Below are 23,749 nucleotides of genomic sequence, written 5' to 3' on the forward strand. Positions count from 1 at the left end.
TTTGTTTATGATTGATCATAAAAGCGCGGCTCAATCTCAAAAATCTATGCAGGTGGAAGAATTAAAACAACTTTATGATCAGGACTTTGTTTTGTGGATTGAGCGAACCACCGAACAAATTCGACGCGGGGAGATTAAAAATTTAGATTGGGAACATCTTTTAACGGAGATAGAAGATTTGGGGCGAGAACAAAGAAACAAAGTGGAAAGCTATCTAATTCAAACCGTTAAACATTTATTGATGTATCAGTATTGGCTGACGGAAAAAGGTAATTGTGGCCGGGGATGGACCGATGAAATCGATAATTTTCGTCTAGAACTAGAAATTTTATTCCAGTCAAAAACCCTCTACAATTATGGTGCTTCTAGGCTAGATATAATTTATGATAAAGCCAAGCGATCGGTGATCAAAAAAACTGGTTTATCTGTTGATACGTTTCCGCAAGTTTGTCCTTATACCTTTGCAGAAATTATAGATTTTGATTTTTTACCAGTTTAGAATAGGAGAATTAAAGGCAAGAAAGAAAATTATCGTTATAATGAAGTTGTGGCTTATTCTTGAATCAGCTTATTCTGTCAGCGATAGAGTATTATGGGTCAAAAATCTTACGCAGTTTTCCAAGCAGTGGAAAATAAAGCTAACCTTCTAGCGGGTTATTGGGGTGACTTCAAAACGGAGATTATTCAGCATTTGCCTGAATCCTATCATGGTGAGATCCACGAACTTTCTAGTAATCTAGAGAAAGCTTTAGAAGTTTTAATCAATGAATTGCGCCATCCTACCCTGATTTTAGCGACGACTGGCACGACGAGCAGTGGGAAGAGTACCCTAGTTAATTTCCTCTGTGGTGCTGATATTGTGCCGATGGCACAGCGAGAAATGAGTGCAGGAACAGTTACCATTGAGTATAGCGAAGAAAAGACTTTAATTATTGAAAAAACACCGGGGGCGTTGTGGGAATGCGGGAAGTGGGAAAAGATTAGCGACGAAGATATTTATAGTCGCTTAAAACAGTTAATGAAGGCTTATATTAAAGCCAGAAAAAAACAACCTGATTTAGCTTATCCTCGATCTATTATTTATTATCCTTTTAGACTGGTTAAAGATGAAAGTTTCTTAGAATTGCCTAAAGGGGTTAGAGTTAAATTATTAGATTTACCCGGGTTATCTTATGTAGGAGATGAGGGAAATATTGGGATGATCAAACAATGTCGTGAAGCTTTATGTTTAGTAACATATAACAGCGCAGAAACAGATCCTTATAAAGTTGATAATCTGTTATCAGAAGTTGTTGATCAAGTTAAAGATTTAGGCGGCTCTCCTGCACGAATGCTATTTATTTTAAATCGGATTGATATATTCAGATCAGATGATGATTGGCAAGAAAGTGAAAGTGAGTTTGTTGAAGAAACGACTGAAAACATTAAGGAAAAACTGATCGAGAATTTAAGAGAATATACAAAAGATATTGAAAATTTGAGAATTGTAAAACTGAGTACATGGCCAGCTTTATTGGCTTTACAAATTCAGGATAATAAGAAATTGCTTCAGGATCTGTTAGAGGAATTACCTACAAGAGAGGAAAATTGGTCAGAGCATGATCAAACTAGACTTGAGAAAGTATTAAAACCCTATGAGCAAGCCATAGATAACTTTCAAGTTTTAATTAAGGAAATCATGAAGCGAGGAAACTTAAGTCTTGATGCTAAACAATGGACTATCTCTCAACAAGAACAAATTGCCAAAGAGTTATTCAAACAATCCTATGCAGAAGAATTTGAAAAGAAACTAAGCAAGCACATAGCAGAACATTTTCCTAAATTAGTTATTCCCCAAGCTATAGAAAAATTTAATGTAGCGGCGGGAAATAGTATTGCACAATGGGCAGTACAAACTACTACGGCAATTCTTAACAGTTCGGAAGAAAATTATCAGCAAGAATCTGAATTGTTATCACAAACAAAAGAAAATCTTGATTCTTTTCTCCAAGCTAGTAATGCCAAATTAAGACAGCCTCTAGCCGTTTTTGAAAAATTAGATATTGATACCAAAACAGCCGATAATTTAGTAGCTAGTTTAAGAGAGGCTATCAATGAACTTCAATTTACTCCCCCTTATGACCAAATTCAAGAGAAATTAGTTCCCTTAGTTGAGTGGAGAGAGGCACTAAAGACTGTTATTAGAAACGTCTTAGAAGCAGTAGTTAAATCTTTAGATAATGGCAGAGTTGATTTGGACAATATCAACTTTAAAAAGGCCAATGTTAATCAGGTTAATATGCTAAAAAACAACTTGGATATCCTGATTCAATTGGGCTATACAGGTTCAGATGCAAGAAATGGTTTATTAATCACAGCAAAAAGGGATAAAGAGAAATTAAGTCTTCAAATAATTAAAAAAGAGTTAAATAATTTATCAATTAATCTAACTATCATATTATCGCAAATATTAAAGAGAGTGTCTGCTCAGGAGATTAACAGAATAGAGGAATCTGTATCTGAATTGTTTAGATTTCATATTAAACATATAGAAAAGGGTGCTGAAGAAAAAGCACCAAATTTTGTTATAAAATTTCCACAATCTGAACTTAATACATTTACTAGAAAACTGGAATTTGACTTTAATTTGGAGTCTGATATTGAAATCAGTTCTGGTACTTACAGAAGTTTTAAACACTGGCTATGGATGAAAAAAAAGGAAAGCATGATTGCAGAAATTCCAAGCACTGAAACTCTTTTACAGAATTGGATTCATCAATTCCAGCAACAGGGCGAACCTGAAATGTTATGTTCAATGTTTGAATGGCTATTAGAACAGATTGATAATTTAAAAAAAAATGTAGATCATAAAACCCATGACATTTTTAATAGCTATTTAGCCAGCCTAGAAAAAGCTCAACAGGAAATAACTACTAACTACGAGGAAACACAAATTATATGGAAACCTATCCAAGAAAGAGCTAAATTTTTAGAACAAAGCCTTGCGGAATTAGAAAATTTTGAAAAAGAGGAGGTGAATTAGTGAATAATAAATATTTTTCGAGTATTTGTAAAGATGTTTTTGCAATTGTGTATCCAAAAATAAAATCTAAAAAAGGAGGTGTACTCTATCATGTTTTAAGTATTATTCTTGAAAGAGAAGAATCTCAGAGAGATGATCTATGTCGTTATTTTGGAATTAATCAATCCTCTTGTTTAGATGAAGATAAAAGGTTGTCTGGTGAATTTCTTAATGATGTAACAAAGCTCGTTTATGTAGAAAGGCTTAAATTCGGGGACTTTAATTCAACAAATCTTGCAACTGGCATAAGTGATATCTTAGATAACGTTGATCTAACAAAATCAAATCAATCAAAGGAAGAACGCCAAATGGAATTAATTATTACAGTAGCTTGTTTAATGGTAGGGGCATTTACTTGTTTTAAATATCTACAAAGGACTCGTTCTAAAAATGAAATTAGTCCGACAGCTTCTTTATGTCTAGCTGTTCCTGCATCAGAAGTTTATAATTTACATGAAGGGTATGATCTTAATAGAGATGATGTTGTAAGATTAATTGATTGTGCTACAGAATTTTTATGTGTGCCAGAGTATAAAAAAATATCTGTAGAGACTATACCGGAGGAAGGACGCTCTCCTGAAAGTCGATTAAAATTCTACGTTAGAATTAATCTCAAAAATGGAGGTAATATCATTGGTAAAGAAACTCAGTATGGAATGAAGCGAGAACTTCCACTTAATGTAACAGGAAAAGTTATACAGATAGGGTTTCTCAAAAATGTCTCTATTCTCAGAGAATTCAACCGTATTTAAGGAGTTAATTTAATGGATTGGAAATCGGCCTCATCCTACTATGAAACCCGTCTCAGTGATGTCTTAAATATCCAACATTTTGCCGTTGACTTAGCCAAACTTCCCCAAGCTGAAGTTCCCTCTAAATTAACAGAAATCCTCCTGCAAGAGGCAATACCTGCTAACCGTCAACTCGAAAGACTGAGAAAAAGAGAATTTCGTATTGCTGTGGTTGGCTTAGAAAAGGCGGGAAAAAGTACCTTTATTAACGCATGGTTAGAATGTGATTTACTTCCTGCCAAAGGAGGAAGATGTACCTTTACCACCACGCAAATTTATTCCGTTAAAAGCGAATCTGAACAAAGATTAGAAGTGCAAACCCGCAGCGAAGAACAATTTATTCATCTTCTCAAAGAATTAGAAACCGTTGGCGCAAAAGAAGACTTAAACACCATTAGAGAAAACGAAATCACCCTAAAACAAGTCAGACGAGAAGGTAATTTAGTTATTCCTTTTACTCGACTAGAAGACATCCGAGAACAACTAAAAAAATACGTTGCTGATGAAAAATACGCCCATGCGGTCCTAGAAGCACGACTTTATACTAATAAACTCGCTCAAGCAGAAGGAATCGTCTTTTATGATGTTCCTGGTTCAGATTCTGGGTTAGCCAAGCACGTTGATGAAGCACAACAAATGTTATCAGACTGTGATGCAGTCATCGTGATTCAGCGTTTTCGCAGTATTCGAGAAGCCGAATTAGAAATTATTAAATTTACAGAACAAGGTGATAAGAATGTCACCATTGCTGATAAATTATTTGTCTTTTTAAGTCATATTGACTCTCTTGGTAGCCCAGAAGCCCTTAAAACTCATATTACAGAAGCCTCTCAGGATTGGTCAAAACGCGCTAATTTACCGGTTAATCGCATTGTTTCTGGTTCAGCAGGAGCTTATTTAATCTTAAATAATCTGGCGGAAGAACATACTCAATTAGAAATCGGAAAAGCCAGCAATATTCAAGATAAATTAAAAACTTTAACTGGAATTATAGATGATGAAATGTTAAGAACTCAAGCTACAGGAATCCCTGAAATTAAACAAAAAATCTTTAATTATATTAATACTGAGCGAGTAGCAATTCTCAAGAAACGCTGTGAAGCTTCCATTGATAAAATTGTCAGCACCTCAGAGGATATTCACCATTTTGTCAGTCAAAGATTTCCCGAAAATCCTGAAGAAGCACAACGCTTTGAAGAGGAAAGAAGAAGAATTGATTTTTCAGAATGGTGGCATACAAAATGGGAACAGATAAAAGCTGATTTACAAAACTTTTATGAAACATCTGCCATTAACAAACCCTTAGAAAAAGTTAATAACGAATCTTCTAGTAGTATCGAAAAGTTTAAAGAACGCTATGGGCAACTGTTAGCCAGTGAAATGGCAAAATTAAGACAAGAAACTTTAAGAAAAAAAGAAATTATTTTTGATGCAAATTCTTTTCCAGACTTCGACAAGGCAAAAGCTAATTATGCTTGGCGGGATGACTTGTATGGGGATGTTAGAAAATTTTTGGATGCCCTTGCTCGACAATTAGCGGCAGAATTAAAAGATGAAGCTTTAAAATTAGTCGATTATATGTCCTCCTTATTATGGGGAAGTTCTCAAGTAAAAGAACGATTAATTGGTTATTCAGAACAGGAGTTTTTAACTCGCTTAGAAAATAGCTTATCAGTGTTATTTTTAAGATTTGCTCGTCCCGTTGCTGAAGCATTAATTCGCGGTCCTGTTAACAGTGATACCCGCAGCCAAATTGTCAAATCATTAGGGGTTGATGTGGAACTGATTGATAACTATTATCAAGGAGATGAACCTGCTTTTAGAGTCTTAAAAAAATACGTTAAGTATGGTTCTGATTTACTCTTTAATCCTAATCTTCGTCAACAGGTGCTAGGTGTAACAGAAATTGCCAAAAACGTTATCGGAATGACGGTAGATACAGTTGGGGTTAATTGGATCGATTTGGCTGACCAATTAACCCCACCCAGAGAGGTTGTTACCTTTGAAGTAACTAATGATATTAACGCTTTTGAAGAATATCTACGCCATGGTATTTTTGAAGCTGCAGGATTTGAGTCCTACTGTATTCAAGAATTAAGAGGATTAGTGGATATTTTTCGAGAAAAAGAAGGAACATGGGCAGGTGTCGCCCAAAACGAATGGTATAAGGAGAATCCTCAGCTTGTAGCAGAATTACCCGCTAATTTGAAATCTCAAGAATTTAATTTAGAAGTTAGTGAACGACTGAGACAATTAGCAATTGCCTTGAAAAGAAATAGTTCCTCTTAATAACGTCAGTTCGGGTTAGGGGAATTTTCTCAGGACTCGGACGGGAGAAGGAAAGTTTTAACCCGGGACAGGATCAAGCTTTCAGCTAATCCAGGATTCGGGTTAAATAGACTCTAATAGATTGTATCCCGTTGACGGGCGGGGCGATCGAGGGATTTAATCGCCGTTTCTAACTCCTCGACGGTCAAACAGGTACCGCCCAGGGCCCCGGCCATAGTGGTAATATGTTCTTCCATGAGAGTACCACCGAGATCGTTGCAACCCCAGTTTAAGGCTTCTGTCGCCCCCTGTAAGCCCAATTTTACCCAACTGGGTTGATGATTTTTAATGCTATTGCCCAGATAAATCCGCGCCACTGCTGTTAATTTTAATGTATCGGCTAAAATTGGTTGATCCCGTCCGACTCGATTTCTCAGGGGTTTGGGGGCCGATTGTCCCACAAAAGGCAATAAAATAAATTCGGTTATTTTAGCCGGATAATTATTTGCTAGGGCGATTTCTTGCTGTTTTCTAATTTTTTCAAGGTGCTGCACCTGTTGACTAGGGGTTTCAATATGACCGCAGAGCATGGTACTGGTGGTATGTAACCCCAAGCGATGGGCAATACCGACTATTTCTAACCAAGTGGCGGCATCGATTTTTTCTGGACAAATTACCCGTCTTACCTCATCGACTAACACCTCGGCAGCCGTCCCCGGGAGAGAATTCACTCCTGCTTCTTGCAGGGAAGCGATAACTTTTTCGTAACTTAAACCGTCTTCTCTAGCGATAAATTGGACTTCTTGGGGTGAAAAAGCGTGTAAATGCAGGTCAGGAAAAGCTTGTTTCAGGTTTTTAACAATTTCGAGGTAATAGTCTAAGGAATTGCCCTTAATCTTGGCTTTTGGGTTTAATCCTCCCTGCATACAAATTTCTGTCGCCCCACGATGGACAGCATCCGCCGCTTTAGCGATAATTTCCTCTAAATTAAGCCAGAAGGCCCCTTCTTCATTTTCATCGCGTCTGAATGCACAAAAACTGCAATGCTGCTCACAAATGTTACTAAAATTAATGTTGCGATTGATCACGTAGGTGACGGTATCTCCCACCTGTTGACGACGCAAAAAGTCGGCCGTTTCCCGAATCTGGGCAATTAAACGGTTATCGGTAGTTTCTAGCAAGATAATCGCTTCTTTTGCCGATAAATTCGCCCCTGACCGCGCTTTTGCCAAAATATCGGTTACGGGTGCGGTGATGGAGGAGTTAGTCACGGGAAATAAATATTGAGGGTTGCCGATCCTAATTGTAGAACGAGGTCAGAAGGAACAGTAAAGAAAGAGAGCCGATTTAATCCTTTTTCTGTTCCCTATTCCCTTGTCTGCACGCGGTAATTTCCGGTTGAGAGCCTTTATTGCAGGGTGGTTTGTTTTTCCTGTTCTTTTTGTTGACGTTTTTTCTTTTCCGCTTCTAGAGCATCTTCGATAACCTTGAGCAGCTGATCCATTTTATCGAGATTACCGCGATAAACATCGAGGTCTTTTTGCAGTTTTTCGCTGGAGAGATGCAGAATTTCTGAGAATTTTTGCAAAATTGGTTCGCGTTTTTCTTTTTCCTTGATTATGTCTGGTTGTGCTTCGGCTAAAATAGTATAAAGACCGATGGCAAACAGGCGACTATACTTAAACTTAGCCGCGTTGATCACCGAAACTAAACTATCAGACAACTGATTGTTACCACCTAGGGCAGGGTTTTGCAGTTGGGAAAGCAAGGAATCAATATTAGTTTCTTTGGCAATAGCGATAATATTTTCGGCATCACGACGATAGACTTCGGGATTACCGTTAACCGCTTGGCACAAAGCATTAAAAATATTCGGTTTATCTTCCCCCGGACGATAGCCTTCCATGAACTTCTCGAAAGAAGTAACCACACCAAGAGCATAAATTGGATCATAATGGAAATCTACATTAACGGAGAGCAGGTGCATCTCGACTAATAATTCCTCAACCACGCGCCGATACACCGAATTGATGGGGCGGGTGTGGCGAGTATAAAAATCACGCTTACTATCGGAAACAGTACGAATTTTGTCCACAGAACCAAACTTCATAAAAATTTAACACTGCTCTCATTTTCCCCCTTCTCGTTCCCCCTGACAAGGCCGGTGATCACCAAAGAGCCACCAGCAGTCAGTCCCCAGAGAGCAAAAGAACGAGTAAGATATAAAGATAAGGACATGGAAAAATCGAGATAATTAGCCGATACTGCCTCTACCAATCGCTTTTTTACTTTTCACTTTTCACTTGACTATATGGCCAATCAAGACGACAAAATCAAAATTATCACTGATAACCGGCAAGCACGCCATCTCTACGAGATTTTAGAGACTTTTGAAGCGGGGGTGCAGTTGCTGGGGACCGAGGTTAAATCTGTGCGCGCTGGTAAGGTAAACCTGCGGGATGGTTACGTTTTAGTCCGCAATGGTGAAGCGGTGTTAATTAATGTTCATATTTCCCCCTACGAACAGAGTAGCGAATATTTTAATCACGATCCGCGCCGGACGAGAAAATTGTTGATGCACAAAAAGGAAATCAGCAAACTCATCGGTCAAGTGGAACAGAAAGGCTTAACTCTTGTGCCTTTGAAGATGTATTTTAAAGGTAGTTGGGTAAAAATCAGCATTGGCCTCGGTAGAGGCAAGAAATTACACGATAAACGCGAAGATTTGAAACGTCGTCAGGATCAACGGGATATGGCACGAGCGATGAAGCGTTAACCAAGACACTTATCGGACTGGCAAAGGTCTAGGTAAGAAACGAGCGAGTTTTGTTAGAGTTGAACTGTATTCGGCTCCTTGCAGCCATCACCATCCCCCTCACCTTGGATTGAAATTTATGTTAAAACTCTTGACAAAAGTAATTAAATATGCTAGGACACCCGCTTTGATCGCTCTATCCTTAGGGGTGGGTGCGGGAATTATTTTACCAAAAATAACTTTAGCCAATGGCAACCCTGGCCTAACAATTTTTAGTGGAGTCGATCGCAAGGATATATTAGATTATTTTTTGCAATTTGGCGGTCGTCCCAAGCAAATGGATCGTTATAAACTCTATATTCCCGCGAAAAAACTCTCCCAAGGAGCTTCAGCTTTTTTTATTTCCTATCCCGATTATTTTAACGGCCAGTTTGACACCAATAAAATCGAGGTACGCATCAACGGCAAATCTTTACCTTTAAAGGAAGTGGTTTGGGATAAGGATAGTCGCGTTATTCAAATTGTCCCCGAACAAGCGATCGATCCCACCAGCAAAGTTGAAATCGTCATGTCTAATGTCAGAAATCCCGAATTAGGCACTTATTACTTTACCTGTGATGTGACTGCCTCTGGCAATATTCCCGTCCGTCTCTACGTCGGTACTTGGATTGTCAGTATTGAACCTTAAACTATTTATGGGACTTGCGCTTTGATAATGTACCTTTTGGGCGAACGCAGTTCGCCCCTACATTGTGGACAAAATCCGTTACTGTAGGGGCAGCAATTCTCATTTTGAAATAAATAGAGCATTAACCCCGATTTTGGCATGGGCAATATAGTACAAAGTAACTATTTTTGAGGAGAGGCGGTCACTAAAAAAACAATTGGTTGGACAAATTAAGTATAAATACTCAAGCAATCAAAGGGGTTGGCTGAGAACGAACGGGGTTAATTCAGGAAGATAGTTCTATTTTTAGAATAGGGAATTCAAGGGAAATAAAAATTTATAATTATTGTCAGCTAAGGTAAAATGGGTGAGATAGAAATCCACCAGCACGTCAAATTATTCCAAGATGGCTCAAAAAGCGGCAACCCTAGAAGTTTCGGAATTAATGCAATTTTTACGTCAAGAATTAGATGATTTACCCGAGGAGAGAAAACCTGGAAATAATAGAAAATATGAGGTAGAAGATGCCGTGATGGCTGCATTTTCAGTCTTTTTTACTCAGTCGCCGTCTTTTTTAAACCATCAACGTTTAATGAAAAGTAATAAGGGAAAAGATAATGCTGAAAGTTTATTTTCAATTGAAAAAATTCCTGGGGATAATCAAATAAGAAATCTGTTAGATCCAGTGCCAGCCTCTAATGTCTCTAGGACTTTTCAAAAAGTCTATCAATGGTTAAAGGAAAAGGGAGTTTTGGAAAAGTTTCTCTACTTAGATGGAGAAATTTTAGTGGCGTTAGATGGCACAGAATATTTCTCATCCAAGAAAATTAATTGCCCTCATTGTAACTGTCGTAATCATCGAAATGGAACTACAACTTATTTTCATGGCTGTGTCACGCCTATGGTGGTTTCTCCTAAGCAAAAACAAGTAATTAATTTAGAGCCAGAATTCATTAAAAAACAAGATGGAAATCAAGAACAAGACTGTGAAAATGCGGCCGTTAAAAGATGGTTAAATAAGAATCATAAAAATAAGTATGGTTATCCTGTAACTCTTTTAGGAGACGACTTATATTCTCACGAACCTATTTGTGAATTAGCGGTAAAACAAGGTTATAGTTTTATTTTTGTTTGTTTAGAAACGTCGCATAAAACTTTATATGAATGGCTAGAATTTTTAGAAAAAAGTGGCGAAGTTAGGATCGTTGAAAAGAAACAATGGGATGGGCGAAAAAATCTAATTTATCGTTATCGTTATGCTTCTAGAGTTCCCTTAAGAGAAGGCGACTCAAGTCTCGAAGTTAATTGGTGTGAAGTGACTGTTATTAATGAGAAAACCCAGAAAACTATTTACCAAAATAATTGGATAACTAATCATAAAATCACGGAAAATAATGTCGAAGAAATTGTCAAAGCTGGACGCAGTAGATGGAAAGTTGAAAATGAAGGCAATAACGTTCTTAAAAATCACGGTTATAATTTAGAGCATAACTTTGGTCATGGTCAGAATCATTTGTGCGAGTTCTTATTGTCTTTGAATTTACTAGCTTTTTTATTTCATACCGTTTTGGATTTAGTTAATTACACCTATCAAAAGATTCGTGAGCTATTAGTAACTCGGACTTCTTTCTTTAATGATATTCGTACCCTATTAAAATTTATTTGGTTTAAGAATTGGTCGGAATTTTTCTCATTTATTCTAACCGAATATGTCCCATTTAAAAAAGTAAATTCTAGTTGAAAATGTCAGAACTCTTGAAGGAGAAAAAGAAAGTTGTTTATAAAAAAAACTAAAAATTTTGTTAGAATTTCATCCAGATTTATGAGTTGAAATCGATTTTTCATGGACAAAGTTCTTAAAACCTTTCTATCTCCAGCGTTGGATGATAATTATCTGTCAAAAAATAATGCTTCTACACAAGTTCTCTATTTAAATAAGAGAATTTTATCTGAATTTTTTTCAAAATGAGAATTGCTGCTGTAGGGGCGCAAGGCTTGCGCCCTCCGGATCGATCAGGTTTGCTGATCACCCTAAGTAGGGAGAGAGCCTTCCAGAGCCCCCGCAGCTAAGGGACTTGCGCTTTGATCCTGTGCCATCTAGCTGGTCTGATTCTTCTACAGAGCGATTTTCTGGCTGGGATATTATTCCCACGCAAGTCCCTAACTCCTCTAGATAAGTATTTTGGCTCACGCCCCTTCCTCTTTTGAGACGTTGTGACACTTAGGGTGCGGAATGTGGGTTAGATGTTAGTCACGACGATTGAAAATTGGGATATAATTCAACTAATTACAAATCGTTATCTTGAGGGGCTTTGCCATCGGGAGTGCAGATGACTTACCTATCCCAAAAACCTCTGATATTCGAGGATTTTTTACAAAAATATGGCAATGAATTTCGCTATGAATTAGCCGATGGAGAATTAATCGATATGGAACCGACCGGGCCGCATGAAACGGTTAGCGGTAAAATAGCGACCCACATCGGTATGGCTTTAATTAAAGCGCGAAAATCTTGGTTCATTCCCCGAACCTGTCTGATCCGCCCTTTTACCGATGCGGCCACGGCTCGTCGTCCCGATGTTGTCGTTCTCGATGAGACCGTTCTCGCCCTAGAACCCATCTGGGACAAAGAACCTGTAATTACCCTACCCCGATCGATTCAATTAGTTGTCGAGGTGGTCAGTAGCAATTGGGAGACTGATTACGCTCGTAAGGTCGAAGAATACGCGCTTTTTGGAATTCCTGAATATTGGATCGTCGATTATCGCGGATTAGGAGGAATTGCCTTTATCGGCAAACCCAAACAACCCACTTTTACCGTCTGCCAACTACTTGATGAAGTTTATCGGCAACAACAATACCGTTTGGGAGAACTGATTTCCTCTCCTATTTTTCCCGATCTTCAACTCTCTCTCAACGATGTTATGCCTCGTTGATTTGACACTCCCGTTGCACGACATAAATTTACCATCCTTTTACCGAAATTCCTCCTTACAATGATAGTTAGAAATTAGGAGATTTATCCTTATCATCGAGAAGTCAGTTAATTTTTATTTATGATTTAATCGAAGAATGGAAATTTGAGATGGTCTGGAAAAATGTAGCCCCTCTAAATGAAGAAAATCAAGAGCTTGTCCTACTGAATTAGTAGGGCAACCTCCTGAACAGTATGGAGATAAAAATTATTAAATTTTATTCTATTTTGATGTCAACTCTTATCAGGGAATTTCTCTGTGAGAGTTTTGCCAAAATAATATTGACACCAAAACTCGGCAATTTCTGCGACTAAAGGAGCGGATTCAGAAGTTAGTCCACTGCCACAACTTGAGTTATAGCGTTCAGCATAATCTCTCGCCATTTGGTAACTCCAATAAGGATAATCTAAACTTGTCATACAGCGCAGGGCATCTTCAATTATTAAGGCATATTTGTTATTGATGACACGAATTGGTGTTCCAAATCTTATGTGTTTTTCCCAACCTTGAATTTGTTCTAGTTGGGTTAACAATTTATACAAATCCTGCCGTTTATCTGGAGTTGGATATTCTAGGTAATCTTCCATTTTTTCAACAGTATGGTTAATTAGTTGGCAGTGTTCTGTCCAGGCTTCTTCTCCAAGAAAAGACCTAGTAGTTTGATTAGATTCCATCTGTTTGACTACCAATTTAGCTAGGTACAGTGCAAAATTAGCGGCGGCTTCTTCGTCTTGGCAAAGACTTTTGAGACTGGTGAGCCTTGTGACATTGAGGGCATATTTGGTTTGGTATAGTTCCCTCGCTGTCTCAGCCAATTTGCGAATTTTAGGAGCAATATTCTTATTAGTTTTAGTATCCATTATTCGTTTCTCATTATTTTTATTATACCTTTTAACAGTTCTTCGTTACTTGGTATGATTCGATAGGGGAGCATAAATCGACTAAATCCTTATCTGGCAAAAGATTTAATTGATTAGTTCGCTCTAGACAAAATACTTGATAAAAATCGCCAAACGTCTTTCTCTATAAGAGTTCTATCTCTTATAACCCCAGTCCATTGTACAACACAAACTGAAGAAACAGACAGCAATTCTAAATTTGCCCTGTAGCAAGGCTTTTGGGAGTTAGTTCCCATAATACGGGGTAAAATTCAATGGGATGGCGAATTTCATTTCACGAGTTTTCGGGCTTCTGACGTGATAGTACACCCAAAGTTGCCCCAAAAATCCCCCTTTAAAATGTTCTTTAAATCCCTAAAAGGTTTGCTGTGTCTAAAACTGAGAATTGCTGAGAAACAGAAGAGCCGGCACTTTAGGGTGCGGAATGTGGGTTATAATGTCAATCAATTACTCTGGGAGCGGGAGCATCTCACCTTTGCAACCCCTAAATCAGGTTTTTATGTCAAGCTATTTTGAAAGCCTTGCTAGAAAACAGTTTTAGGAATAAGTATAATTACTCACTTGCATAAATGAGATGCTCCCTCTGGGATCTGGGAGTGTTTAACCAGTGTCCGTAACGTTAGTAATTATATTAGACAAGAAATTGAGGAAACCTTATCTCTACCTATCGAACAAATAGAAAAATACAAAACACAAAAACGACAAAAAGTAATTCAAAACACAAGCAAATATAATCAAAACCAGTCGAATCTTAGCCTTGGCTCTCAAGCAGTGTAAACGTATCTTAACAATTCTTGACAAAATGAACTTTATGTGAGTGGCTTACCCAGAGGACGATTCAGGTATATTTGAGGAGAATTGGCCATCTCAATTGTTAAGCAAAAATTAGCCAAATGGGTCGATTTCGTGACTATTCTGATTGACTGGTATAACCTGAAATGCCCATGCGGATTACAAAATTGGCCAATTTTCAATAGCTTTTGAGATTCTCTCACTCTAGATTCTCAAGCTAATTCAAACTTATCCCAAAAATTTATTATGAATCCAGAAATTTTCTTACTGCAAACGGAAGTTACATCCCTGATTTTAGCTCTCAATCTATTTGCTATTAGGGTAAATGTTGCCAGTGATCGCCAAGAAGTTCTAGAAAATGCTGGTATCGATATGGCATTTATCAGCAACCTGAGACAGGACACTAAACCTAATATATTTGCTCAGGCATTAGTCGCAGCGTTTAAAACCTATTGCGTCTCCAATCAAAGATTAGACTATCATCCAATGGTACGCTTTCTCAAACACCTGTACGAATTAGCACCAATTATTTATCAACTAGCAGATGAAGATGTCGCTCTATTCACCAGATTAGTAGAAAGGGGAGAAGAAAACCTCAAAGCTTTAACTGCCCGCAGTACGGTTGGTAGAATCGAATCACCGAAAGGTACAGGTATTGGTACTTGTGTATTAATTGGCAAGAAAATATTACTCACCTGTGACCACATTTTTACTAAAAGTCGGGCGCAACAAGCTTGGGTTCGCTTCAATTCCACTCCTAACAGTTACGCTTTAGATTCCGATGTCTTTGAACTGGATCTCAATTGTGCAAATCGTTCCAGTCGAGAAGATTATGCCTTAATCTCCGTTAAAGGCGAACCGAAACAACAGACGGCGATCTCGACTGATGCTATATTAGATAGTGGACAGGAAATTTGCTTGATCCACCATCCCCAAGGACAGCACGTTGTAGTTTCCGAATTGGGACACGTAGTGCAAGTGGGAGAAGATTACATCGACCACAATATTAGTACCGACGAAGGTTCCTCTGGTGCGCCCATCTTCAATCGGGACTGGAAATTGGTGGCGATTCATCGCGGACATCCAGGAATCTTGGGGCGAACTCTCGTCCCAGGAACGACATCAGGGCTTCCCCTGCGTAGCTTCTGGACTCAAATTCAATCTCACCTATCTTAATCGTGGTAAGGAATGCGCTTATGAGTTTGTGGCAAGATTTTGCAGAAATGTTCCGGCGTGACTCGAAGAAATATCAGGCACTTTTCCTGCCAGATTATCGGGTGGATGTGGCTTATGATGGGACGGGAATTAAAGCTGGAAAAGCTTACTGTCGCCTTTGGTTGGTGGAGATGCGCCTAGCAAGAGATGTGGATTGGTTTAAACAGCGTTATCCAGTGGTTCATGCTGCTATTCGCTTCAATTACGGCGGCAAACCCGTTACAGTCCCCTATCTGGCTGAACCGGGATATTTACGGGAATTAGCAGCCGATAACCTGGATAGGGTGATTCAGTGTAACTATCCCCTGACTCCTCTGTTTCCCTTCAATGAGGGTTTAGTGGAGTTGCAGGCGGGTTTGTTTACTTTGGCAGCGAGTGACCCCATTGGCAAGTTTATCAAGACGATGGGGCGGTTTTCTGCGTTATTGCCTGTGCCAGAATTTTCATCGGTGTTAAAGATTGCAGAACCCGTTTATCGCGGGATTGAAGACTTAATCTGTATTGGGAATAGTCAGTTAGAATTGGGGTATCAACAAACTTTTTCGGAAAAAGGGGGAGGGGGAAACAATGATCTGAGAGCGGGGTATTTTGTGGCAATTTTAGCGGAGGAAAATCAACTTAATGGGAGTACGCTTTGCGTAGTTAACGACAGTTTGAAGGTGGGTTCGCCAGGACAGACGAAGGTGTTTGTTAAGGATGGCAAGTCCTTAGAAGGCTATAGTTATATGCTCTTTCGGATTGAGATGCGTACTGCACAGGATTGGGAGTCATTGCAAAGTATTAAAGAGTTAGTTAATCAGGCTCAAGATGCAGTTTTTAAAGGAGAATATCAGGAGGTAAAAAAGACTCTATTGCCTGCAATTAGAACGGCTATTTATCGTACTGCTGATGTGACGAAATCTGACCGCCGTGCGGTGGTGCTGAAAGTTGAGGATTATTTGCGGGAAATTGGCTTGCAAGGGGTAACGGAGGGAAGGCGATCTCTTTATTCGATTATGCAGCAACCTTTGCCAGAGGTGGATGCTGAAATGGAGGCGGAGTTAGTAGCATTGGAACGGTTATTTGGGTGATATGCTGATATGCTGATGGAGATTGATGATGGAATTAAACTTCAGAAAATTTTAGTCAGAAGTTCATTTTTGGTAACGGCTGATGATCGCAGGAATTCTTTAGAAGCTTGCGGTTTAGCCGAATTTTGTGAATTAAAGTTAGATCAAACTTCAGGTAAGTTTGTCCGCGATCTATTCGTTCAGCTTTTAAAGATTGAAGTCCCATATAATAAATCAAACCAACTTGGATTGATTGTTTTTTTGGAATATCTGCATGGGGCTGATCTTAGTTTATATCCGGAAGATAAGAATTTTATTAAAGACGTTGTTGACAAGTTGGCGAAATCTGTCAAAAAAGTAGCTGAAAACTTAGACGGCTCACCAGAACAATCTAAATGGGAACAACAGCAGAAAGCCAGCATTCAGAAACCACAACGGAATCAAATTAATAACCTACTCGCCCAAGGACGTGAAGAATCAGATACCTCAATCTCGCTACAACAAACCCTCAAAGTTGACCGAAGTTTAATTATTAACTATAACCTGGACAAACTGATGTCGGCATTCAGACAGAAAGTGGGATACGAAGGTGCTTTTGTTTTTGCTGTTGCGGGTGAATTTATGATTCTAGAGCAATATATTATAGAACGCATCCGGCGGGAATTGAAACAGAAAACTGGACGAGAAAATGAACGATTAGAAATCAGCCTTTACCGATATAGAATAGCTACTTCTGCCGACATTGAACGTAAGTTTCTCGAAAAACATCAACTTGAATGCTTCACTGATTTATTTAAAATTCAATATAATTCTGACCTTGTGCTGATCATTTGGAATCATGACATTCCTCCCAAAATTATCAAGTCCCTGTCCCAAGATTTTTGGACAGATACCCATTCCTCTGTTGATCCTTACTTAACAGGAAAGAGCCGTTGTTTCGTGATTCTTTGGGCAAATCTTCAGGGAAAAAGAACCCTGACGGGATTTCCAGCTTTACCAACTCCCAAACGGTTCGACCCTGATGACCTCTTGCCTTGGTTTCGCGGTCAACTCCAAATTTTAGGAATTGAGGAGAAGAGAATTGAACACTACCTCAAGCGATTGGAAAGCCAATATGGTAATTTAATAGGAACTTACCAGGAAATGAACCAAATCGTCAGCGAACTACAAGGTAGTTCTAAACTGTATGAATGACCTTGAAAAACGACAATACACGGGTGAGGGCAAATGTTCCTACCAACCGCTTACTGATGCTTGGCGGGAACCGGAACCTTACGTTGCCTCCCACACCCTAACAAATGCCGTCAATACTGCCCTTTATTTACGCCGTCCCCTGTTGCTGGAAGGAGACGCTGGCTGTGGCAAGACGCGACTCGCCTATGCAGTGGCTTATGAACTAGGTTATCCTCTCCATTCCTGCTACATCCGTTCTACCAGTCGGGCGCAGGATTTGCTCTACGACTATGATGCCTTGGGGCGGCTGTACGACATTCAGGAGCAAAAAGTATGGGAAAATCGAGCGGAACCTGAGCTTAGTAAGCAACAGAAAGTCAAAAGTAGCGATCGCCAGCCATCCCCCTCACTGAATCAATTTCCCTTGCGGCAAAAGTACGTCTCTCTAGGAGAGTTGGGAAGGGCGATTGAACAGTCGGAAAAGGACATCCCCTCAGTGGTGCTGATTGATGAGATTGACAAGGCGGACATCGATTTTCCTAATGACTTGCTGCTGGAGTTGGATCGGTTGCAATTTCAGGTAAAAGAAGTACCTCAGATGCGCTTTGATGCTCTCAAAGGCAAGATGAGGAAGGAAAGGCGGCCATTTTTGCCCCTGATTATCATCACCAGCAATCGCGAGAAGGAACTGCCCAAACCGTTTTTGCGCCGTTGTTTGTATTACTACATCGAGTTTCCAGAACAAGCGACGCTGAGGAATATCCTCCAAAGTCACTTCCAACCCCAGCTTACGCCCCTATTTGAAGCTGCTGTCAAGAAATTTTGGGAACTTCGACAGTTGAGGAGTTGGCGCAAAATACCGGGGACGAGCGAATTTTTGGATTGGGTGGCAGTATTGGAGGAACAGGAACCGGTAAAACAACTGACAGCCAAAGAATTGGCAAGCACCCATCCGGTGAATTTACCCCGATTAGAAACCCTGGTGAAAACCCAAAGCGATTTGGATGCGCTCAATCAACTGAGGGCGCAGAATGACTAAGATAGAGATAATAGTAGCAAGACTGATTAACCAGAGTCCCTGAAGAAGGAATACTATGAATCCAATTCGTGGCTATACTATGCTTAACTTTCTAGATTGGCTAGAAAAACGTTATCCACATCTAACTTCTTTACGCCATCTCAACGACAATGAATTGTTAGAGTTGGTCAATGAATTTGAAGGTGGAAAGTTAAAAAATAATCAGCGACTGACAAACAAGTGGCTGGATGGCTTTGATTTCCTTTTTAGAGGTCGTGAAGATTGGGAAGGATATGCTTTTGCAAGAAACAAGCTTAACTTAATTGAAATACGTTCTAATCGTCTGTTTCAAAAATTTAAAACAATGGGAGCAAGCCTCAAAAATCATAATAGGCAAGGGCGTGACGTATTTGAAAGATATAGAGAAGTCCCTCTGCATGGGATTTTTTTGTACACATCAGAAGATGATAATATCGAAAATTACATTTTGCATAATTGGGGAGCATTAGATACTCTCTCTGGAGAGTATTGTGATATTTATCCTAGCTTGGGGCAGTTTCATAATTTAGAGGATGCTTATGATTATATAGAAAACCTAAATGTCTTAAAAAGAACTAGATTTATTGAGTATTCCCAATTGCCCGGTCTTTTCTTTTGGGATAATTCAGGAAATACCGAATACATTCCCTTAGAGCAAGATTCTCAACAAAGCCAGATAAAATTTATCGTTAGAACTATTTTTGAGGCAATTAGAAAGAAACCAGTAATTTCTTCAATCACTAGAGCTAAAGAACAACTCATCAATAATGAGTTTACAGATAGCCATGAGAATTACTCGAATTTAGCCAAATTTCTTGATGCTGATGAAATTGTAATTCTAAAGCAAATTTTAACCAGAAGTGAACTTCTTCAAACTGCCGAGGAGCGCAAAAATTTCCTTAGCCTTTGTGGGCTAGAAAATGCTAGTAATCTAGTTCAATTAGATAAACCTTTGAATCAGTTTTCTATTAGTATTTTGGCTCAACTTACAAAGGTTCATTCTCAAACTAATTCTTCAACAAGACTAGGATTATTTGATTTTTTGGAGTTGCTCAGTAAAACTGACTCTAGTTATGATGAAAAAGATAGATCTTTTTTTGAGTATGTCATTAATAAGATCGAGAATAAGATAGAACTAATTTCGCCGCAAACTCAGGGTGCAGAATGGCCAAGTTAGATACCTCACTCTTTCAAGTCTTCGAGCGGTTGCGCCGCAATGGTATCCCGTTGGGAGTATCGGATTATCTAGAAGCCATTGAAACCATTCGCGGGGGGATGGGATTAGAAGATAATGACCGTTTTAAGGAACTGTTGCACTTATTCTGGGCAAAATCACGGGAAGACCAGGAATTATTCGATACTGCCTTTGCCGAATTAGTCGAACCTCACCTAAAAATTATTACCACGCCGATTCCCCGAACTCCCACCAGCACCGGGCCGCCACCGACAACTCCCGAACCGACAACCACAGCCCCTCAGCCTCCCCCCAGTTCCCCTGAACCGCAGCCTCAACTCCAACCGCAGGAAGTGCAGCAACCGCAGCCGGAAAAAGTAATACTACCTGCTAGTGCGGTCAAGCAGTCCTTTGTCTTGGAGACTGATTTTACTGAAAGTCCCCATTACTACCAATTAACGCCCCGATTGCCCCTGAATCGGCGGGATATGGCGGGAGTGTGGCGGCAACTGCGCCGCCCCCAGCGAGTGGGCGTTCCCGAAGAATTGGATGTTGAAGGTACGATTGACAGCATCTGTCGCACTGGCCTGTTGTTGCGCCCAGTATTGCAGCCCCGCCGCCGCAATCTCGCCCGTTTGTTGGTTTTGATGGACCAGCAGGGTTCGATGGTTCCCTTCGTCCCGCTAATTGAGGCAGCTATCGAAAGTATTTCACGGGGAGGGTTGCTGGGAAAAATTGACTGCTATTACTTCCATGACTGTCCCGAACAGTTTCTCTACCAGTGCTCTACTTTGACTAATGCTTGGCCTTTGGAGGAGGTTTTGCAGGAGAAGGCCAAGGGAAATAGTGTGCTAATTATCAGCGATGGGGGGGCAGCGCGTGGTTACTATGATGGTATGCGGGTGACGGATACTAAAACTTTCCTCCAAACCCTCAGCACCTACACTTACCTCTACGCTTGGCTCAATCCTATGCCTCAAAATCGCTGGCTGACGACAACTGCTGAAGATATTGCCAACATGGTGCCGATGTTTCCCTTGGAAAGAGAGGGGTTGGAGGATGCGGTGAATATTTTGCGGGGACATCCTTTTCCGGCAGGAGTGGGACTCAATGAGTAAGACGCTGGAAGAGATTATTACTTCTCCTAGTTTGGTGCGGGAAAATTGGCTGCCCACTGAGTTGGCGGTGCGGGAAGTTTTGGCGTTTGAACGGCGGTTTGGTCTGAGGCATTTAAAGTTAGCTTGCCATGCAGCTTTGCCTTTAATTTTATCTCCAGAGTTGGTCAATTTAATTCACCTGAATTTTTTGGAAGGGGAAGGGATTCCTTGGGTAGCTGAGGTGGATTTGCTGCTGTCGCCTCTTTGCCGTCCGGTTGATGAGGGTTTGTATGAGGTTGAGCCAGCCATACGGGAAGTTTTGTTGGTGGAGTTGGAGAATCAGTTTGGTTGGGAACGTCCGTTCACTTTGGCGAAATTTTTAGAGTTTTATTTGGCTCGCAAGTCTGGATTAAAGCTACGCCCACAAATCATTCAAACCCAACGGTGGATCGCTCAGGCTTATCTAAATCCTGATTTAGTTGTTCAAGAAATGACTCACTTATTAGAGTCAAGTTTATCTGAAGAAAATCATATCTTAGGACTTTCAGAGCAAATCCAAGTTACTAATACAGTAGAACTATTAGCCGAACCCCTTGAGAGAACAAATTATCACGAAGAATATCAATACTTAACTGACAACTCAAAAGTTTTATCAGAAATTTTTTATGGAGATGAACAGAAACTCAAAGAAAAAATTCAGCAAGAGCAAGCCGAGGGAGAAATAAGGGAAGAAGAGTTAAGACAATTAGCCCCAAGCGTTCTTAGGCAATTGGGAATTAGTCGTGAAAGCAGAGAAGAAAAATTCAAAGATTTGTTCTCTTTAGAATTGCCTGCTTGGCTTCAAGAATGCTTGAGTGCTTATCAATCTGATTCTGGGCAAGATAAAAGTGAAGACAATGATCTAATCTGTCGCGCCTTCAACTTTGCCTATCAATTGCACAGAGGTCAATACTGTAAGTCAGGAAAACCTTACATCACTCATCCCATCGCCGTTGCTGGCCTGTTGCGAGATTTAGGTGGGAGTAGCACTATCATTGCGGCGGGATTCCTGCACGATGTGGTGGAAGATACAGAAGTAACTCCAGAAGAAATCGAGGCTAGATTCGGTGTCGAGGTGCGTAATTTGGTGGAAGCGGTGACAAAACTCTCCAAATACAACTTTTCTAGCAAAACTGAACGGCAAGCGGAGAATTTTCGCCGAATGTTCCTGGCGATGGCTCAAGATATCCGCGTCATCGTGGTCAAATTAGCCGAACGCCTGCACAATATGCAAACCCTCGAATACCTTAACCCGCAACAACAGCAACGCATCGCCCTCGAAACTAGAGAAATCTTTGCTCCTCTGGCTAACTGTTTAGGGATTGAGCGATTTAAATGGGAATTAGAGGATTTATGCTTTAAATACCTCGAACCCGATGCTTATCGCACCGTACAGTTATTGGTATCGGAAAAACGTATCGATCGAGAGGCCCGCATCGAAACAGTTGTTAACACATTGCGGGAAAAATTGCAAGAAATTGGCATAAAAGTTCTTGATTTACAGGGTCGCCCCAAACATCTCTACGGCATTTATCATAAAATGCACAATCAAGGCAAAGAATTCGAGCAGATTTATGATATTGCCGCCGTCCGCATTATCGTCGAAACTAAACAGGAATGTTATCGTTGTTTAGCCGTAGTTCACGACCAATTTACTCCGATTCCCAACCGTTTTAAAGACTATATCGGTTTACCAAAAGCTAACCGTTATCAATCTCTCCATACCACCGTTGTTGGTTTAAATGCCCGCCCCCTAGAGGTACAGATTCGCACCCTAGAAATGCACCATTTTGCTGAATATGGGGATGGGAGTGAACTAACCTCTGATGATAAAAAAAAGTTTCAGTTGCTGAGACAACGGCTAGATTGGCGGAAGGAATTTAAGGATATCCAGGAATACTGGAAATACGTGAACAGCCTGAACAATCTATTTGAGGACGATGTCTATGTGTTTAATCGCCAAGGGGATGTCATCTTCCTAGCTCAAGGTTCAACTCCAGTGGATTTCGCTTACTGCATCCACACCGAGGTGGGACATCGCGTGAAAGGTGCTAAGGTTAATGGGCGTTGGACAACTTTGGACTACCTCCTGCAAAATGGGGATGTAGTAGAAATTGTCACCAGCAAGAATAGTCACCCAAGTCTAGACTGGCTCAATTTCGCGGTTACACCCAACGCCAGAAAATGCATTCTCGAGTGGTACAAGCAATCGCGAATGCAGGAAAGTGTGAGAAGTCCTAGAAAAAGAACTGGGCAGTGATGGATTTAAAAGATTCTTAGAGTCCGAATCAATGCGATCTTTAGTAGTTCAACTTAATTACAAAGTCGTTGAAGATTTATTGGCAGATTTGGGTTATGGAGAAATTACAATAGAGGACATAATGAACCCGTTGCGAGAAGCTGTCAAAACTCAGCCAGTATCGAAAAAGAACCGGAGCCGAAGACATTACTTCCGTGTCAGAACTTAGACTGGGATTCTGCCCCTCCTTCGAGTAAATCTCCCATTGTGGGTATCGAAGGTATGTTGGGTAGTGATTCGGTAGTAGTGGTAAGCCATCTTGCTTATCTGGACTGAGTTGTGTAGAATATTTACTAATAAAAATAATTGCTTGATAAATGTTGGGGATTTGCTTTTTATGATTGCTATTTTTATCAATATCTTCTCTTGGATAATTAAACTTTGGTTAAATTACGATGAAGATTTAGAACATTGTCTTCTGACAAAAGATTCACAAAC

General features: G+C 39.9%; 17 protein-coding genes and 3 pseudogenes. 15 read left to right on the top strand and 5 right to left on the bottom strand.

The window, feature by feature from the left end; translation table 11 throughout:
- Positions 1–7: 7 nt before the first annotated feature.
- The 4 genes from O9323_RS12750 (at position 8) to O9323_RS12765 (ending at position 6,141) form a co-directional block, all read left to right on the top strand.
- Positions 8–499 (top strand): DUF29 domain-containing protein, encoded by a 492-nt coding sequence (locus O9323_RS12750; RefSeq protein WP_288125232.1) that lies wholly within the window; start codon positions 8–10, stop codon positions 497–499.
- A gap of 93 nt (positions 500–592) precedes the next feature.
- Complete coding sequence (locus O9323_RS12755) at positions 593–3,022, top strand: dynamin family protein (protein ID WP_288125233.1); 2,430 nt, start codon at positions 593–595, stop codon at positions 3,020–3,022.
- Entirely contained in the window at positions 3,022–3,813 is a 792-nt protein-coding gene (locus O9323_RS12760) for a hypothetical protein (RefSeq protein ID WP_002733763.1), read from the top strand. The genes O9323_RS12755 and O9323_RS12760 overlap by 1 nt, the downstream gene beginning before the upstream one ends.
- A 12-nt stretch (positions 3,814–3,825) precedes the next feature.
- Complete coding sequence (locus O9323_RS12765) at positions 3,826–6,141, top strand: dynamin family protein (RefSeq protein ID WP_149107753.1); 2,316 nt, start codon at positions 3,826–3,828, stop codon at positions 6,139–6,141.
- Positions 6,142–6,254: 113 nt separating this feature from the next.
- Here O9323_RS12765 and cofH read toward each other — a convergent pair whose 3' ends face one another.
- The 3 genes from cofH to O9323_RS12780 form a co-directional block, all read right to left on the bottom strand.
- Positions 6,255–7,391 carry a 7,8-didemethyl-8-hydroxy-5-deazariboflavin synthase subunit CofH gene (gene cofH / locus O9323_RS12770; protein ID WP_002754202.1) on the bottom strand — a complete coding sequence of 379 codons (1,137 nt, stop codon included), beginning with the start codon at positions 7,389–7,391 and terminating at the stop codon, positions 6,255–6,257.
- 137 nt (positions 7,392–7,528) lie between these two features.
- Positions 7,529–8,215 carry a photosystem II biogenesis protein Psp29 gene (gene psb29 / locus O9323_RS12775; RefSeq protein ID WP_176721703.1) on the bottom strand — a complete coding sequence of 229 codons (687 nt, stop codon included), beginning with the start codon at positions 8,213–8,215 and terminating at the stop codon, positions 7,529–7,531.
- Between the two features lie 11 nt (positions 8,216–8,226).
- Positions 8,227–8,397: a hypothetical protein gene (locus O9323_RS12780; RefSeq protein WP_002754206.1), complete on the bottom strand. Its 171-nt coding sequence runs from the start codon at positions 8,395–8,397 to the stop codon at positions 8,227–8,229.
- 34 nt (positions 8,398–8,431) lie between these two features.
- Between O9323_RS12780 and smpB the strand changes: the two genes are divergently transcribed.
- The 4 genes and pseudogenes from smpB (at position 8,432) to O9323_RS12800 (ending at position 12,478) form a co-directional block, all read left to right on the top strand.
- Complete coding sequence (smpB, locus tag O9323_RS12785; protein ID WP_002732921.1) at positions 8,432–8,896, top strand: SsrA-binding protein SmpB; 465 nt, start codon at positions 8,432–8,434, stop codon at positions 8,894–8,896.
- 118 nt (positions 8,897–9,014) lie between these two features.
- On the top strand, positions 9,015–9,563 hold the full coding sequence (locus tag O9323_RS12790; RefSeq protein WP_002754207.1) for a DUF2808 domain-containing protein: 549 nt from the start codon (positions 9,015–9,017) through the stop codon (positions 9,561–9,563).
- Positions 9,564–9,948: 385 nt separating this feature from the next.
- A pseudogene (locus tag O9323_RS12795) lies at positions 9,949–11,197 on the top strand (ISNCY family transposase).
- Between the two features lie 675 nt (positions 11,198–11,872).
- Complete coding sequence (locus O9323_RS12800; RefSeq protein WP_123229997.1) at positions 11,873–12,478, top strand: Uma2 family endonuclease; 606 nt, start codon at positions 11,873–11,875, stop codon at positions 12,476–12,478.
- Between the two features lie 272 nt (positions 12,479–12,750).
- Here the strand turns inward: O9323_RS12800 and O9323_RS12805 are convergent, their stop codons facing one another.
- Together O9323_RS12805 and O9323_RS12810 are read right to left on the bottom strand one after the other, a co-directional pair.
- A complete protein-coding gene (locus O9323_RS12805) occupies positions 12,751–13,377 on the bottom strand; it encodes a hypothetical protein (RefSeq protein ID WP_024969805.1) in 627 nt (208 codons plus the stop codon).
- A gap of 31 nt (positions 13,378–13,408) precedes the next feature.
- Positions 13,409–13,604, bottom strand: a pseudogene (locus O9323_RS12810) (hypothetical protein).
- An 850-nt stretch (positions 13,605–14,454) separates the two neighbouring features.
- Between O9323_RS12810 and O9323_RS12815 the strand changes: the two are divergent.
- From O9323_RS12815 to O9323_RS12845, 7 genes and pseudogenes are all read left to right on the top strand, one after another.
- Positions 14,455–15,384, top strand: a complete 930-nt coding sequence (locus tag O9323_RS12815; RefSeq protein WP_288125234.1) for a trypsin-like peptidase domain-containing protein — start codon at positions 14,455–14,457, stop codon at positions 15,382–15,384.
- A 20-nt stretch (positions 15,385–15,404) separates the two neighbouring features.
- On the top strand, positions 15,405–16,493 hold the full coding sequence (locus tag O9323_RS12820; RefSeq protein ID WP_002754224.1) for a hypothetical protein: 1,089 nt from the start codon (positions 15,405–15,407) through the stop codon (positions 16,491–16,493).
- 9 nt (positions 16,494–16,502) lie between these two features.
- Positions 16,503–17,666: a hypothetical protein gene (locus tag O9323_RS12825; protein ID WP_288125235.1), complete on the top strand. Its 1,164-nt coding sequence runs from the start codon at positions 16,503–16,505 to the stop codon at positions 17,664–17,666.
- Positions 17,659–18,684, top strand: coding sequence for an AAA family ATPase (locus O9323_RS12830; RefSeq protein WP_149106788.1), 1,026 nt, complete (start codon positions 17,659–17,661; stop codon positions 18,682–18,684). Before O9323_RS12825 ends, O9323_RS12830 begins: the two co-directional genes overlap by 8 nt.
- Positions 18,685–18,739: 55 nt before the next feature.
- Complete coding sequence (locus tag O9323_RS12835; RefSeq protein ID WP_130758525.1) at positions 18,740–19,879, top strand: hypothetical protein; 1,140 nt, start codon at positions 18,740–18,742, stop codon at positions 19,877–19,879.
- Positions 19,867–20,994 (top strand): hypothetical protein, encoded by a 1,128-nt coding sequence (locus O9323_RS12840; RefSeq protein ID WP_149106789.1) that lies wholly within the window; start codon positions 19,867–19,869, stop codon positions 20,992–20,994. The genes O9323_RS12835 and O9323_RS12840 overlap by 13 nt, the downstream gene beginning before the upstream one ends.
- Positions 20,995–21,742: 748 nt before the next feature.
- Positions 21,743–23,427: pseudogene (locus O9323_RS12845) on the top strand (RelA/SpoT family protein); the annotation flags it as partial.
- Between the last annotated feature and the right edge of the window lie 322 nt (positions 23,428–23,749).

The organism is Microcystis sp. LE19-131.1A, from assembly GCF_027532015.1.
Classification (GTDB): Bacteria; Cyanobacteriota; Cyanobacteriia; order Cyanobacteriales; family Microcystaceae; genus Microcystis; species Microcystis ichthyoblabe_A.